The organism is Acinetobacter sp. MB5 (genome assembly GCF_003261585.1).
In the GTDB taxonomy this organism is placed as follows: Bacteria; Pseudomonadota; Gammaproteobacteria; order Pseudomonadales; family Moraxellaceae; genus Acinetobacter.
On sequence record NZ_POVU01000009.1, the window covers coordinates 1 to 14,480 of the forward strand.

The following is a 14,480-nucleotide window of genomic DNA, read 5'->3' on the forward strand; positions in this document are numbered from 1 at the left end:
TCAACAGCTTCAACAGCTTCAACAGCTTCAACAGCTTCAACAGCTTCAACAGCTTCAACAGCTTCAACAGCTTCAACTTCAGTGTTTGCTGCTTCAGTAACAGACTCTACAACTGTTTCTGATGTTACTTCTGCCGATGTTTCAACTACAGGAGCAGAAACTTCAGTTGCCACGGGTTCAGCCGCTTGAGTAGCCACAGCAGTTTCTTCTGTTTGCTCTTGGATATGCTGCGCTTTAGCAAGCTCGGCCGCTTGTTTTGCAAGACGTCTACGTTCACGCGGATCATTGGCAACACGAACTTGTGGTGCTTCTGGTGGTGTGAGTGGTAGAACTTCAACAGGTTCAGCTTCTACAGTCGCTTTGCTTGGCAACTGTACATCACGCGTCACAGGCTTTTTCTCAGCTTCAACTTCAGCAGGTTGCTCTGCTAAAGTACTGACATATTGCTCGGTGAATTTAAGCAACGCGCGGTTAAAGGTTTGAACCAGACCAAACTGTTCAATGAGTACGGTGCAATCTTCACCATAGACATGGCGAATCAGGCTACCGATGTTGTATTGTACCAGTGTTGGTACTTGGCTTGGGTTGAGCTTAGCTACAGGTGCAGTCGTTTTTGCTTTGGCTTCACGTTGCTGGCGACGACGCATGCGCGGGTCATTGCTTGCACGTTTAACTTCAGCTTGAGCTGCTGGTTTGTTTTCAGCAGGTTTTTCTTCAGTTACGACAACAGTTTCAGCAACTACAGGTTGTTCAACCTTTGTTTCTGTTGCAGCTACTTCTTGAGTAGCAGGTTGAGCAACGACAGCCTCTTCTGCAACAGCAACTGGAGCAGGGCTTTCATGCAGTGCCACAATTTCACGTGTCGACTGTTCAACATTGACCAGTAGTGCAGTCGTCATTTCACCCGAACGCGGTACATCAACAACATTGACCTTTACTTCTGCTGACTTTGTAGGTGCAGCAGGGGGGGTATTGGTTTCAGTAGTTGGCTCTGTATTGAGAACAGAGGCATCACGATGGCGGTTTGGACGTTGTGGACGTTGTTGATTACGGTCACGACGTGCTACAGCAGGCGCTTCACTATTGTTTTGCTCAGCAGGAGTTTGCTCTTGTTGCTGGCGTTTTTGACGCTTTTGTTCACGCATTTCTTGACGTGACAATTGAACAACTTCTTCATGAACCTGATTGTTTTGGTTCTGATCTACTTGTTGTTCACGAGGCTCTTTATGCTTATTACGCTGTTTTTTGTTGTTATTGTTGTTGCGAGGTAATACCTTTTCTTCTTTCTCTGGTACTTCTCGTTTTTCTACTTTGTTTGAAACAGAAGAAGATGGTGCAAGGTAAGCATTACTTGCAGGTGTTGTTGCTACAGATGCAGCTTGAACACTTGGCGCTACTTGTACCTGACCAAACTGACCACGGCTTACTGCGCCATTGTTAACCATTTGTTCAATTGCTGCTGCTGCATTATTTGCAGAACGGGATTGATCAATGGTGTGAGCCTGTTTCTGAACAAACAAGTTTTCTAGCCAAGCACAAGGGCTATTTGGCGCAGCACTTTTTTGTGCAGGAGCAGATTGCGGAGCAACTTCGGCAACAGGTTGTTGTTGAGCAGGTGTACGGCGTTTTTTCGCTTCAGTAGCTTGTACTGGCGCAGTGTGTTCATCTTCCAAATGCCAGTCAGAAGACTCGTAACCTAACTCTTTTTCACTTGAACGCGTTGCTTCTGTACGTTCATAGCTTGTTGGTGCAAAACCTTCAGGGTTGTACTGAATTTCATAATGTGGTGTTTCCAAGTGCGGGTGAGGCAACACAGTGACACGTACATTTGAAGTTTGTTCAAGATAAACCAGACTGTGACGTTTTTCGTTCAATAAGAAAGCTGCAATTTCAACAGGAACTTCGACTTGAACTTCACCATGACGTTCTCGAAGTGCAATTTCTTCGATCTTACGCATGATAGAAAGAGAAAGAGAGCGGAGGTCACGCACCATGCCTGTACCATGACAGCGTGGGCAGACATAACCTGTTGCTTCTTCTAGAGATGGACGTAAGCGCTGACGGCTCATTTCCATTAAACCAAAACGTGATAGCTGACCAAACTGGATACGAGCACGGTCGCTTTGCGTTGCTTCGCGAAGTTTCGCTTCAACCACACGCTGGTTACGGTCTTTCGTCATGTCGATGAAGTCGATCACAACTAAACCACCGATATCACGTAAACGTAATTGACGTGCAATTTCTTCAGCAGCTTCAACGTTGGTGTTGAGCGCAGTTTCTTCAACATCGTGACCACGGGTTGATTTTGCTGAGTTGATGTCGATTGAAACCAAAGCTTCAGTTTGGTCAATGACAATCGAACCGCCAGATGGCAATTTCACTTCACGCTCGTAAGCGGTTTGAATTTGGCTTTCGATCCCAAAGTGTGCAAACAGTGGTTCATTCAGCGTATAGGTTTTTAATTTTTCGAGTTGGCGAGGCATCACCGCTTTAACAAAGTTATAGGCTTCGTTAAATGCTTGTTCGCTATCGATCAGGATTTCAGCAACATCATCACGCAAGTAATCACGAATGGCACGAGTAACAACACCCGCTTCCTGATGTACCAACATTGGAGATGGGCCAGAGTTTGCTGTGCTTTGAATTTGTGCCCAAAGGTCAAGCAAGTGTTGCAAGTCAAGTTGCAATTCTTCTTGGCTACGACCAATACCTGCAGTGCGGACAATCACGCTCATGCCACGAGGAACATTGAGCGATGCTAACATTTCTTTGAGTTCTTCACGGACAGAACCTGAAATTTGGCGGCTGATACCGCCACCTTTCGGGTTATTTGGCATAAGCACCAAATAACGACCTGCAAGTGAAATATATGTTGAAAGTGCAGCACCCTTGTTACCACGTTCTTCTTTTTCAACTTGAACAAGAAGTTCAGTCCCTTCGCTGATTAGTTCGCGAATGTTGCTGTTTTCACGTGGGTCGCTGTTGAGATAGCTGCGTGCAATTTCACGCATAGATAAAAAGCCTTGGCGACCAGCACCGTATTCAACAAATACAGCTTCGAGCGAAGGCTCGACTCGGGTCACATGGCCTTTATAGATATTTGATTTTTTTTGTTCACGGGTACGATTTTCGAGGTCAAAATCGTACAAACGATGACCAGTGATGAGTGCAACACGAACTTCTTCGGCATGTGTTGCATTGATCAACATACGTTTCATGGGTGTAATACCTAATCGTTGAAGCACAACGACAAGTCTGTTGCGGTGATGTATTCATGATGAAGAATCGAAAAGTTACGCAGAATTCGCGCACTCACGAGTGCCAACTTAAATGCTGGTATTTAATTCATGCATATGAATATACAAAACCGCTTTAATCCTTAATCGACTAAAATCACCTGAAGATTCACTGGCGCTCAGTAGGTGTATTGGATGTAGATACTTTCACTGTAGGTGGCAGGGCGTGTTTTTTGAACACGGGGTATACGGAATGTTCATCGTATCCTTTCCATGCATACAGTTCCAATACATCGAACATTGAGGCCTGAATTCGACATCAGGAGACTTGTCTGATGTGTTTCAGTTTACGTTTAATAACTAGCCTAAACTAGCGACATATTTTTTGGGGCAGGCTGTTTTACGTGCAAAAGTACAAATTAACGTAACAGCCTACAATTTTGCCGATATAATAAGCCTTCGGCGCGGCATATTCTTTTGGGACCTTTCCGAGTTGCACTTGAGATCTACCGTTCATTATTTTGAAATGGTAGACAATTTTACTCACTTACGGCGGTATCCGTGCGCTGACTATATCAAACCTTGTGGCATCTGCCTATGGGCTAAGCTTAAGTTTATTGTGAAAAGAATAGCCTATTTGATCTTTTTTTAATCATATTCGAGTATTTTTAAGGTTTAATGAGTTGTATGAATACCAACCAAGAATGGCAAAGTGTGACATGGTTTGAAGTGACTGAACACCAAGCAGGGCAACGTGTCGATAATTTTCTGTTTACCCGTTTAAAAGGCGTACCCAAGAGCCGTATTTATCGTTTGATTCGAGAAGGTCAGGTTCGCGTGAATAAAAAACGTATAAAAGCCGAAACGCGTCTGGAAATTGGTGATCAGGTTCGTGTCGCACCCATTCGCTATGAACAAAAACAAGAGGGTGATGTTCCTGTCAGTGACAGTGTTGCACAAGGTTTGTTGCAACGTGTGGTCTATGAAGATGAAGGTTTGTTAGTCGTTAATAAACCTTCAGGGATTGCAGTGCATGGTGGTAGTGGTGTGGCGTATGGCTTAATTGAAGCCTTACGTGCGGCAACAGGCAAAAAATATCTGGAACTGATCCACCGTATTGACCGTGATACGTCGGGTCTGGTGATGATCAGTAAAAAACGCAGTACTTTAAAGCATCTGCAAGATTTGCTGCGCGAACACAAAATCCAAAAAACCTATGCAGCGATTGTCAAAGGTCAGGTCAGTCTCGACAAGCAACTGATTGATGCGCCGCTTTTACGTTATGAATTGGCCAATGGTGAGCGCCGCGTGCGTGTATCTAAAGAAGGTAAACCGAGCCAAACGGTGTGGAAAGTTGCCAAGCGTTTTAAACAAGCGACTTTAGTGCATGCATCGCCTTTGTCGGGTCGTACGCATCAGATTCGTGTGCATGGGCAAAGTATCGGGCATCCTTTAGTGGGGGATGATAAATACGGACATACCACGCCCTATACTGGCCCTGAAGCGCGTCGCCTATGCTTACATGCTATGCGTTTGGAAATTCCAGATTATCCTGTGATCGAGGCTGAATTGCCTGAAGATATGCAGCAATTATTGAAAGAGTTGGAAAAAGGAGCCTAATGTGCAAAAACAATTGGTGATTTTTGATTGGGATGGCACATTATTTAATTCTGTTGGGCAAATTGTGACGAGTTTGAAATTTGCTGCGCAGCAACATCAGCAACCCTTAACGGATGAGGATGCCAAAAGTATTATTGGTCTTGGCTTGCCAGAAGTGATGCAAACCTTATTTCCAGATGTTCCTGAATTGCATCAGGAAATTTTGGACAGCTACGCACAGCACTATGTGGCCCATTCACAAGATGATCAGTGGTTTGAAGGTGTTAGTGAAATGCTGCAAGACCTGAAGCGACAAGGGATTCAGTTGGCCGTTGCAACAGGTAAGAGCCGTCGTGGTTTAGATCGTGTTTTGGCGAAAACCGAAAGTCAGGATTTATTTGTCATGACTCGTGCTGCAAGCGAAACGAAATCTAAACCTGATCCTTTAATGTTGCAGCAAATTCTGGATTTTACAGGCATCTCTGCCAATCAGGCGATTATGGTTGGGGATACCAGCTATGACCTTGAAATGGCGCAACGTATTGACATGCCAAGAGTTGGCGTGAGTTATGGGGTCCATCACGTTGATATTTTAAAACAATATCAACCACTCACCATTGCTAACAGTGTGAGTGAACTGCATGAGTGGTTAAATACTCAAGTTGCCTAAGTATCTTAAGCGTATTTCATCAATTCAAAATGCTGGCGTAATAACTCCAGCATTTTTTGCATTGGGAAAGACAGATTATTTTTGCGGTAGCTGACAAATAAATTCAGTGGCGGTAGGGCACATTCAAGTGGGCGGATTGCAATTTGATCCAGTTTGATAAATGGGTCAAGATACTGTGGCAAGATTGAACATCCCAAATCTTGTTCAATAGCCGCAATATTCTCCACCAAATTTTCTGTTTTTTCCAAAATACGTGGTTTGATGTGGTGCTTCTCAAAAAAATCTAAAATTGATTTATTCATGATGTGATAAGCCGTTGCATTCGACATAATTAAATCTACATCGTTCAACGCTTCTAGCGGAATGGTCTTGAACGCAGCTAGAGGATGGCTGTTAGCTAAAAACAGAGCCAGCGTGTCTTGTAGTACGACAAAATTATCGATTTCATCATCGTTGAAAGATTGGCGCGAAAATACGACATCAAGATCGCCCCGTTTAAGCGCTTTATGCTGATCAAACCCATTTAAAATTTGCAGATCAAGTTTAATATTCGGGTAAAGCATGCGTAGGCTCGGGAGTATTTTCGGAAATACGCGAACTTCAGCGGTGGTAATAAATCCAATTTTGAGACTTTGCTGTTTTGAAAAATGCAGTTCACGCGCCATTCGCACCGCTTTTTCAGCTTGAGCAATGGTGAGGCGAGCTTGTTCTAGAAAAACGGCACCTTCTTCGGTTAACTCAACTTTGCGTTTGGTTCGGTTCAGCAGACGGACGCCAATTTCATCTTCTAGGTCTTTGATTTGTTGGCTTAATGATGGCTGTGCAGTATACAGTTTTAATGCTGCCTTACTAAAATTAAGTTCTTCTGCGACGGTAATAAAATATCGAAGATGGCGTAGTTCCATTAACCGATCCAATTCTCAAGCATTTTTATCTATGGCTTAGCAGTATAATCGAAAGCGCTTCATTTGAAATGAAGAAAACCATACAAAAATAAAAAGAAAAATGAATCCAAATTCTGTATATGATCTAGGGCAGAATAATTTTTCAGCAATTTGCGTCAGTATCTTTGATCTTTAACGGTGACAGGATATATTGACAGTGTGGCACGTAAAACAGATTCGATTTTTATATTGTAAGCCTTATGGATAAAACAACAGAATTGCACTATGAACTACCAACTCAGAACAGTTGGTTTCACACTCTCTTGCAACCAAAGTCAGATTTTGAGTCGCCACACTTCCGTGCAGGGCAATTTCATAACGAAGTGACTGGTCCACGGGGTAGAAAATTTAGCTTATTTAAATGGCTGGCGACTCGAAAATCATCAACGTGGAATGTCGATCGCGATCAGGAGTTTCAGAAATTTCAGTCTGCTACTCGAGAATTGCCTGGAGATCATCCAAGTCAGGATATGAATCAATGGCGAGTCTGGTTTGTGGGGCATGCAACGGTTCTGATTCAAATTGGGCCTTATAATTTCTTGACTGATCCTGTTTGGGCAGAGTTTGTTAGTCCCAAGCAAGGCTCTGGCCCGCGTCGTGTTTGCCCAGCAGGGATTGCATTAGAACAATTGCCGCAGATTCATGGGGTGCTGTTAAGTCATAACCATTATGACCATATGGATTTGGCGACTCTGACTTGGCTTCATAAAAAATTTAACATGCCGATTTATACAGGATTGGGGAATGCTTGGTATTTGCCAAAGTCTTTTCATGTGGTTGAACTGGATTGGTGGCAGTCTGCGCATTTAGATGATTTTGAAATTATTTATACGCCCGCACAGCATGGCTCGGGGCGTGGCTTGCGTGATCAAAATCGTGCTTTGTGGGGTGGTTTCTGTTTAAAGCTCAAAAAGCAGTATTGTTTTTTTGCAGGTGACACAGGCTATGCGGGGCATTTTAAAGAAATCCATGCGCGTTTTGGCGCACCGCGAATTGCGTTATTACCAATAGGGGCTTATGAACCTCAGCATGTTCTGCATTACTTGCATATGAATCCTCAGGATGCATTAAAAGCTCATGGGGACTTACACGCACAGCGAACATTGGCCATTCATTACCGAACCTTTCAACTGACCGATGAGCAGCGTGATGAGCCAGAGCAAAATTTGGAACATGCCATCAAATATGCTTCTAAGTTGATGAATCCTTTTTATTGTATTCGGGAAGGACGAAAATTGATTGTTTGAAGTCATCCACCTGACTAAAAGCTTAGAGGAAGCACATGTTGCTTTCTAAGCTTTATGAGATGGATTGAACATTTTAGTCGCAATTTTGCGAAGAAAAACAACATTTATTATTTTTAGAATAGTTTTATTTAATTGAAATATAATAAATTTATAAAAATAAATGTGTTCTCACGACATAAGTGCTCCAAGTGCTGTGAACTTTATTCTCACAATCAAAGATAGAAGATTTCGATTGTTGTGATTAGTTAAATCCGCTTTAGCTTGTATGTAAAAACAGCTATTTTGATATACGTAGAACCTTAAAAACAACATTGATTGCAAGAATCAAAATGAGTTATTGAATTGGAGATACAACATGGACCATAAGCAAGCTTCGACAGGGAAATGTCCATTTGCACAGGGTGCAAATACGTCAGCAGCCAGCTCAAATACAGACTGGTGGCCAAATGCATTAAATCTAGACATCCTTTCACAGCACGATACCAAAACTAATCCTTTAGATCCTGATTTTAATTATGAAGAAGCATTCAAGTCGCTTGATTTAGATGCTGTTAAAGAAGATATCCGTGCCCTAATTAATACCAGTCAGGACTGGTGGCCAGCCGATTACGGTAGCTACATTGGTATGTTTGTCCGTACGGCTTGGCACTTGGCAGGAACGTATCGTAAGCAAGATGGTCGTGGTGGTGCTAACACCGGTAATCAGCGCTTTGCACCACTCAATAGCTGGCCAGATAACGTTAATACCGATAAAGGCCGTCGCTTACTTTGGCCAATTAAGAAAAAATATGGCAATAAGATTTCTTGGGGGGACTTAATTGTTCTCGCAGGGACAGTTGCTTATGAAGTCGCAGGCTTAAAAACTTTCGGTTTTGGTGGTGGTCGAGCAGACATTTGGCATCCTGAAAAAGATATTTATTGGGGTGAAGAACGTAAATGGCTCGATGCAACGAAAAATCGTTATGGTGATGATCAGGATCGTGCGTCATTAGAAAATCCTTTGGCCGCTGTGCAAATGGGTCTGATTTATGTCAATCCAGAAGGGGTTGATGGTCAGCCTGATCCGCTCAAAACAGCGCAAGATATGCGTACCACTTTTGACCGCATGGCGATGAATGACGAGGAAACCGTGGCATTGACGATAGGTGGTCATACCATCGGGAAAGCACATGGTAATGGTAAGGCCGATTTACTCGGTGCGGATACTGAAGGAGCGGATGTCGAATTTCAGGGCCTAGGTTGGCATAACCCTGAAGGTACAGGCAATGCGGGCAATACCATGGTCAGCGGGATTGAGGGGGCTTGGACAACGCATCCGACCAAATGGGACAATGAATATTTATATTTATTGTTTACCTATGACTGGGAACAGCGCAGAAGTCCGGCAGGAGCACATCAGTGGGAACCGATCAACATTAAAGAAGAAGACAAACCTGTCGATGCACATAACCCGAATATTCGCCGTAACCCAATGATGACCGATGCCGATATGGCATTAAAAGTGGATCCTGAATATCGCAAAATTGCAGAACATTTCTATCAAAATCCTGATGAGTTAGCAGACGTATTTGCCCGTGCATGGTTTAAACTCACCCACCGTGATATGGGGCCAAAAACTCGTTATTTGGGTGTAGATGTACCTGCTGAAGATTTAATCTGGCAAGATCCAGTTCCAGCAGTAGACTACACATTAACTGAAGCAGAAATTGATGAACTGAAAGCCAAATTGCTCAATAGTGGTTTATCGAGCAGTGACCTGATTACCACAGCATGGGATAGTGCACGGACATATCGAGGTTCGGACTTCCGTGGTGGTGCAAATGGCGCACGTATTCGTTTATCTCCACAAAAAGATTGGATCGGGAATGAGCCAGAACGCTTACAAAAAGTGCTCGCCAAACTTGAAGAAATTCAAGCAGGCTTGAGCAAAAAAGTCAGTCTTGCTGATCTCATTGTCTTAGGTGGAACGGCAGCCGTAGAAAAGGCAGCTCAAGCCGCAGGTGTCAATGTTAAAGTCCCATTTATCTCTGGTCGTGGTGATGCTACGCAAGCGCAGACCGATGAATATTCATTTGCCGATCTAGAGCCAAAACATGATGGTTACCGTAACTGGATCAAACAGGATTATGCGGTACAGCCTGAAGAAATGTTGCTGGATCGGACGCAATTGATGGGTCTCACTGCCCCTGAAATGACGGTCTTGATTGGTGGGATGCGTGTTTTAGACACTAACTATGGTGGTGCGAAAGAAGGGGTATTTACTGACCGTGTCGGTGTATTGAGTAATGATTTCTTTGTGAATCTCACTGACATGCACAATACATGGAAACCTGTTGGTAAAAACCGTTATGAAATTCGTGACCGTGCAACAGGCGCAGTAAAATGGACAGCAACCCGGGTGGATTTGGTCTTCGGTTCAAATTCGATTTTGCGTTCTTATGCGGAAGTGTACGCGCAGGATGATAACCAAGAGAAATTTGTACATGACTTTATTGCAGCGTGGAATAAAGTGATGAATGCGGATCGCTTTGATGTTAAAAAATAAGTCTAACGCATGATTGAAAAAGCCAGTTTAAATGACTGGCTTTTTCTTTTTTTGATTATTCAGAATAATTTTTGTCATGAATCCACGGACATTAAATTTTTTAAATTGTTTAATAAATGTGCTAAATTAGATCGCTGTCTTATATAGACAGCATTTTTAGAAAAGGTAAAGAAAATGGCGAAACGTCAAATGCAACCAGAGGTTGTGATTCATAATTTTGTGGCAAAACACATGCACGACGTCAATAAAAGTCAAGTGTTTGTGGATCGAAAGAAAAATGCCAAACGTGGCTACACCAAACATAAAAAAGGGCGATATTCTGAAGAAAGTCGCCCTTTTTTATATGCTGCTTTTGGCAGTCAGATGTATTGCTAAACACTTACCAAACGGTTGGTTTTCACCATATCGGCTAGACCATGATTTCTAAAATAATGTTCAAGCCAGCTTTTAATCAGTAATGGATTATTGAGTTTTAAAACATGATCAAGCAACTCTTGTGCATCTGTCATTGGGACATGACAAATCGCTTTACGAACCCGCAAGATATTACTTGAACTCATTGAAAGGGTATTAAAGCCCATTGCCATAAGTAAAATGGCAGACAACGGATCTCCCGCCATTTCCCCACAAATACTAATCGGTTTTTCATATTCATGACATTCTTTTACCAAGCGGTGTAAAGCGCGCAAAATTGAAGGATGAAAATGTGAATAGACACTCGAAACATGTGGGTTATTACGGTCTACAGCTAGTAGGTACTGAATCAAGTCATTGGAACCGACCGAGAAGAAATCTACCAGTGGTGCAAATTCGTCAATCTGCAACAATACACTTGGCACTTCGACCATAATCCCGATTTTAGGTTTGTTGATTTTGACCTGTTCTTCCTCTTGAACTGCAACCCAGTCACGCTCAAGTAAATACAGCACTTCTTCGACTTCGCTCACACTGGTGACCATTGGCAACAGAATATGCAGGTTATTTAAACCGATGCTGGCTTTAAGCATTGCTCGGATTTGTGCAGAGAAAATCTCTGGATGATCCAGTGTAAAGCGTAGCCCTCGCCAACCCAGTGCTGAGTTTTCTTCATCAATACTGAAGTAAGGCAAATCTTTATCTGCGCCAATATCGAGAGTACGCATAATCACAGGTTTATTGGCAAAATGGCTGAGCTGTTGCCGATAAATTGCGCGCTGCTCTTCTTCACCAGGGAAACGGTCACGCAGCATAAATGGAATTTCAGAGCGGTATAAACCAACCCCTTTGGCACCACGTTGTACACCACGAACCACGTCAATCATGAGGCCTGTATTAACAAATAGACGAACAGGAACGCCGTCAGGCGTAATCGCATCTTTGGTCTCATATTGCTTGAGATCTTTGGCGATTTGCTCTTCTTCTTTTTGAATTTCTTTATAACGTTGGCGCAGTCGACGTGGCGGATTAACAAAAACCCGACCTTGATAGGCATCGACAATCATTTCTGCATCATCAATGGTATTAATTGGAAGTTCAGTCACCCCGACAACCGTTGGAATACCTAAAGCACGTGCAACAATGACCATATGTGAATTGGCTGCACCTTCACTGGTCACGATTGCCGCGATTTTATCCATTGGGAGTTCAACTAGAGCGGCAGTACTGATTTCTTCACCAATTAAAATACTGTCTGAACTCAGTTCGCGGTGGCTTGAGTCAGCTTCTTGCAATGAAGCAAGAATACGTCGCCCCAAATCTTTGAGATCAGATACACGTTCGCGGAGATAGTCATCTTCCATTTGGGCAAAGAGTGCAATGTGTTTGTCGAGGACTTTTTTGACTGCCCCTTGTGCCCAGTGTCCTTCTCGGATCAATTCCTTGATTTCGGCAGGTAAGGCATTTTCATCAAGCATACGTAAGAAAACGCTAAATAAGGCGCGCTCTTCCGACATGAGCGAATCTTGCATTTTCTCATCGAGCGATTGAATTTCGCTACGAACATTGGCAACCGCATGGTCTAGCAGTTGAAGTTCATCGGGAATGCTTTCAGCTTCGCGTTCAGGAACAGCAGATAAATCGGCAGCAGGGTAGAGCACAATCGCACGTCCAAGCGCGACACCGCCTGCACCAGAAACGCCTTGAAAGGTTTTATAACTCGATAAATTACTCGGCTTACGAAATACATCGATATTTCCAACCGCATGCGCATGTGCAATAACACCTGAAAGCTGGGCACAGAGTGTAACGAGGAAGGATTCAGCCGCTTCGCTGAAATCTTGGGATTCTCGGTTTTGTACAACTAAGACACCCATCACCTTACGGCGATACATGACGGGTACACCAAGAAATGAATTGAAAATTTCTTCACCTGTTTCGGGGAAGTAGGCATAGCGTTCGTGTTGAGCTGCATTGTCCAGATTGACAATTTCTTCACGTTGTCCAACCAAGCCGACTAGGCCTTCACCCAGTTGTAAAGAGACGCTACCAACCGCCTCGGGATTGAGGCCTTTGGTTGCCATCAGCACATAACGCTGGTTACGTTCATCCAGTAAATAAATCGAACATACGTCAACATCCATGGCAACCGAAATCTGATTGACCACAATGTCTAGTGACTCATGCAAGCTCACGGCTGCATTGACCTCTTGGACAATGCGTCGGAGCGTGTCTAATTGCATGTTCGACATAAATACGTACTCCCAAAACAATTTATATAATTAGTAAGTAATTATTACTTTACTTATAGCAGTAGCCTGTTAGAAAAGCATTCACTAAAAAACTCTTTTTTTGAATTATTTTTAGTGGGGTAGCTGGCTACATAATTCGGCCATGGCCTTGCGGTATACATCCCTTTTAAAGTTGATGACTTGTCCAAGTGGATACCAGTAACTGACCCATTGCCATTCGTCAAATTCGGGTGGATCGGAGAGATTCAGCCGAATATTTTTTACAGATGCAGTCAGTTTTAATAAAAACCACTTTTGTTTTTGACCAATACAGACAGGATCTGTGCCTGCACGAATGTATCGGTGTGGCAAACGGTAACGCAACCAGCCTTTGGTCTGCGCAATGATTTGGACGTGTTCTGGCAATAAGCCAACTTCTTCTCTTAGCTCACGGTATAACGCTTGTTCAGGTGATTCTCCAATCTGGATACCACCTTGCGGAAATTGCCAAGCATTGTGCCCAATGCGTTTTGCCCATAACACTTGTCCATGTTCGTTTGCCAAAATGATCCCGACATTGGGTCGGAAACCTTCAGAGTCGATCATTTGGCTACCTAAATTTGTTCGATCTTATTGTCTTTATTTTGGGGATGGCAAAATTTGTGCATCCTACACAAAAAAAGACCTCAGAATATTGTTAAAAATTGCTATGATCTTAACGAATTTCTTTGCATTAGCGGCAACTGATTTACATTTTTTTGCTTTAATTTTCAGTTTTAACGAGAATTTCCATGAAATTGGCTTTATTTGATCTTGATCACACCCTGTTAAATACCGACTCAGACCATTCTTGGGGAGAGTTTCTAGTCAATGAGGGCTTGGTCGATCCAGTGCATCATCGTCAAATGAATGACAAATTTTATGATGATTACAAAGCGGGACAGCTTGATCCGATTGCGTATAATGAATTTGTATTTCAATTTTTGACCAAACATTCAAATCAATATTTAGCTGATCTGCATGAGTTGTTTATGCAGAAAATTATTCGGCCACAGATGCGTCAAAAAGGTTTTGATGCAATTCAAAAGCATAAAGACTTGGGGCATGCAATTGTTGGGATTACTGCAACCAGCGATTTTATTACTGCGCCAATTTTTCATGAATTTGGAATTACCGAAATTATTGCCACCAATGCAGAAGTTAAAGATGGAAAATATACAGGTAAAGTCACAGGTACGGCATGTTATCAAAAAGGTAAACTGGTACGTTTAGATCAGTGGTTGGCAGGTCGCGAGGTTGATGAATCTTGGGCATATTCAGATTCAATTAATGACCGTTTCTTGCTTGAGCATGCAACGCATGCGATTGCTGTGAATCCAGATGACCGTTTAGAACAACTTGCTGGGGAGCAGGGTTGGGAAATTCAAGACTGGTCGATTTAATTCTAGAATATCCTTGAGTTTTTCCACGTTATTAAGGGCTAGGTTGAGTATACAACCTAGCCCTTTTTATTATGATGTTATTGTGCAGAGGGTGCTTATATAACCAAGGTTTTATTGCGTTAGTTAGAAGTCATGTTTATAAGTTATTTTAA

Annotated in this window: 10 protein-coding genes; 6 read left to right on the forward strand and 4 right to left on the reverse strand. The window is 42.8% G+C overall.

Annotated features, from left to right (window positions below; all coding sequences use genetic code 11):
- On the reverse strand, positions 1–3,218 hold a 3,218-nt coding region (locus C1A47_RS11590; protein ID WP_111895204.1), incomplete at its 3' end, for an Rne/Rng family ribonuclease.
- Between the two features lie 705 nt (positions 3,219–3,923).
- Here C1A47_RS11590 and C1A47_RS11600 point away from each other — a divergent pair.
- Both C1A47_RS11600 and C1A47_RS11605 read left to right on the forward strand, forming a co-directional pair.
- Complete coding sequence (locus C1A47_RS11600) at positions 3,924–4,856, forward strand: RluA family pseudouridine synthase (protein WP_111895205.1); 933 nt, start codon at positions 3,924–3,926, stop codon at positions 4,854–4,856.
- A 1-nt stretch (position 4,857) separates the two neighbouring features.
- Positions 4,858–5,505, forward strand: a complete 648-nt coding sequence (locus C1A47_RS11605; RefSeq protein WP_111895206.1) for an HAD family hydrolase — start codon at positions 4,858–4,860, stop codon at positions 5,503–5,505.
- 5 nt (positions 5,506–5,510) lie between these two features.
- On the opposite strand, the gene C1A47_RS11610 is transcribed toward C1A47_RS11605, so the two are convergent.
- Positions 5,511–6,410, reverse strand: coding sequence for a LysR substrate-binding domain-containing protein (locus tag C1A47_RS11610; protein WP_111895207.1), 900 nt, complete (start codon positions 6,408–6,410; stop codon positions 5,511–5,513).
- Between the two features lie 239 nt (positions 6,411–6,649).
- Between C1A47_RS11610 and C1A47_RS11615 the strand changes: the two genes are divergently transcribed.
- The 3 genes from C1A47_RS11615 to C1A47_RS11625 all read left to right on the forward strand — a co-directional run bounded on the left by C1A47_RS11615 (position 6,650) and on the right by C1A47_RS11625 (position 10,616).
- Positions 6,650–7,696 carry an MBL fold metallo-hydrolase gene (locus C1A47_RS11615; RefSeq protein ID WP_111895208.1) on the forward strand — a complete coding sequence of 349 codons (1,047 nt, stop codon included), beginning with the start codon at positions 6,650–6,652 and terminating at the stop codon, positions 7,694–7,696.
- A 355-nt stretch (positions 7,697–8,051) separates the two neighbouring features.
- On the forward strand, positions 8,052–10,241 hold the full coding sequence (katG, locus tag C1A47_RS11620; protein WP_111895209.1) for a catalase/peroxidase HPI: 2,190 nt from the start codon (positions 8,052–8,054) through the stop codon (positions 10,239–10,241).
- A gap of 174 nt (positions 10,242–10,415) precedes the next feature.
- A complete protein-coding gene (locus C1A47_RS11625; protein WP_111895210.1) occupies positions 10,416–10,616 on the forward strand; it encodes a hypothetical protein in 201 nt (66 codons plus the stop codon).
- Here C1A47_RS11625 and ptsP read toward each other — a convergent pair.
- On the reverse strand, positions 10,613–12,907 hold the full coding sequence (gene ptsP, locus C1A47_RS11630; RefSeq protein ID WP_111895211.1) for a phosphoenolpyruvate--protein phosphotransferase: 2,295 nt from the start codon (positions 12,905–12,907) through the stop codon (positions 10,613–10,615). The genes C1A47_RS11625 and ptsP overlap by 4 nt on opposite strands.
- 111 nt (positions 12,908–13,018) lie before the next feature.
- The gene (locus tag C1A47_RS11635; protein WP_111895212.1) at positions 13,019–13,492 is read right to left on the reverse strand and encodes an RNA pyrophosphohydrolase; all 474 of its coding nucleotides are present in this window, start codon (positions 13,490–13,492) and stop codon (positions 13,019–13,021) included.
- A 185-nt stretch (positions 13,493–13,677) separates the two neighbouring features.
- Here C1A47_RS11635 and C1A47_RS11640 point away from each other — a divergent pair, with 185 nt between their 5' ends.
- Positions 13,678–14,328, forward strand: coding sequence for an HAD family hydrolase (locus C1A47_RS11640; protein WP_111895213.1), 651 nt, complete (start codon positions 13,678–13,680; stop codon positions 14,326–14,328).
- Positions 14,329–14,480: the final 152 nt, after the last annotated feature.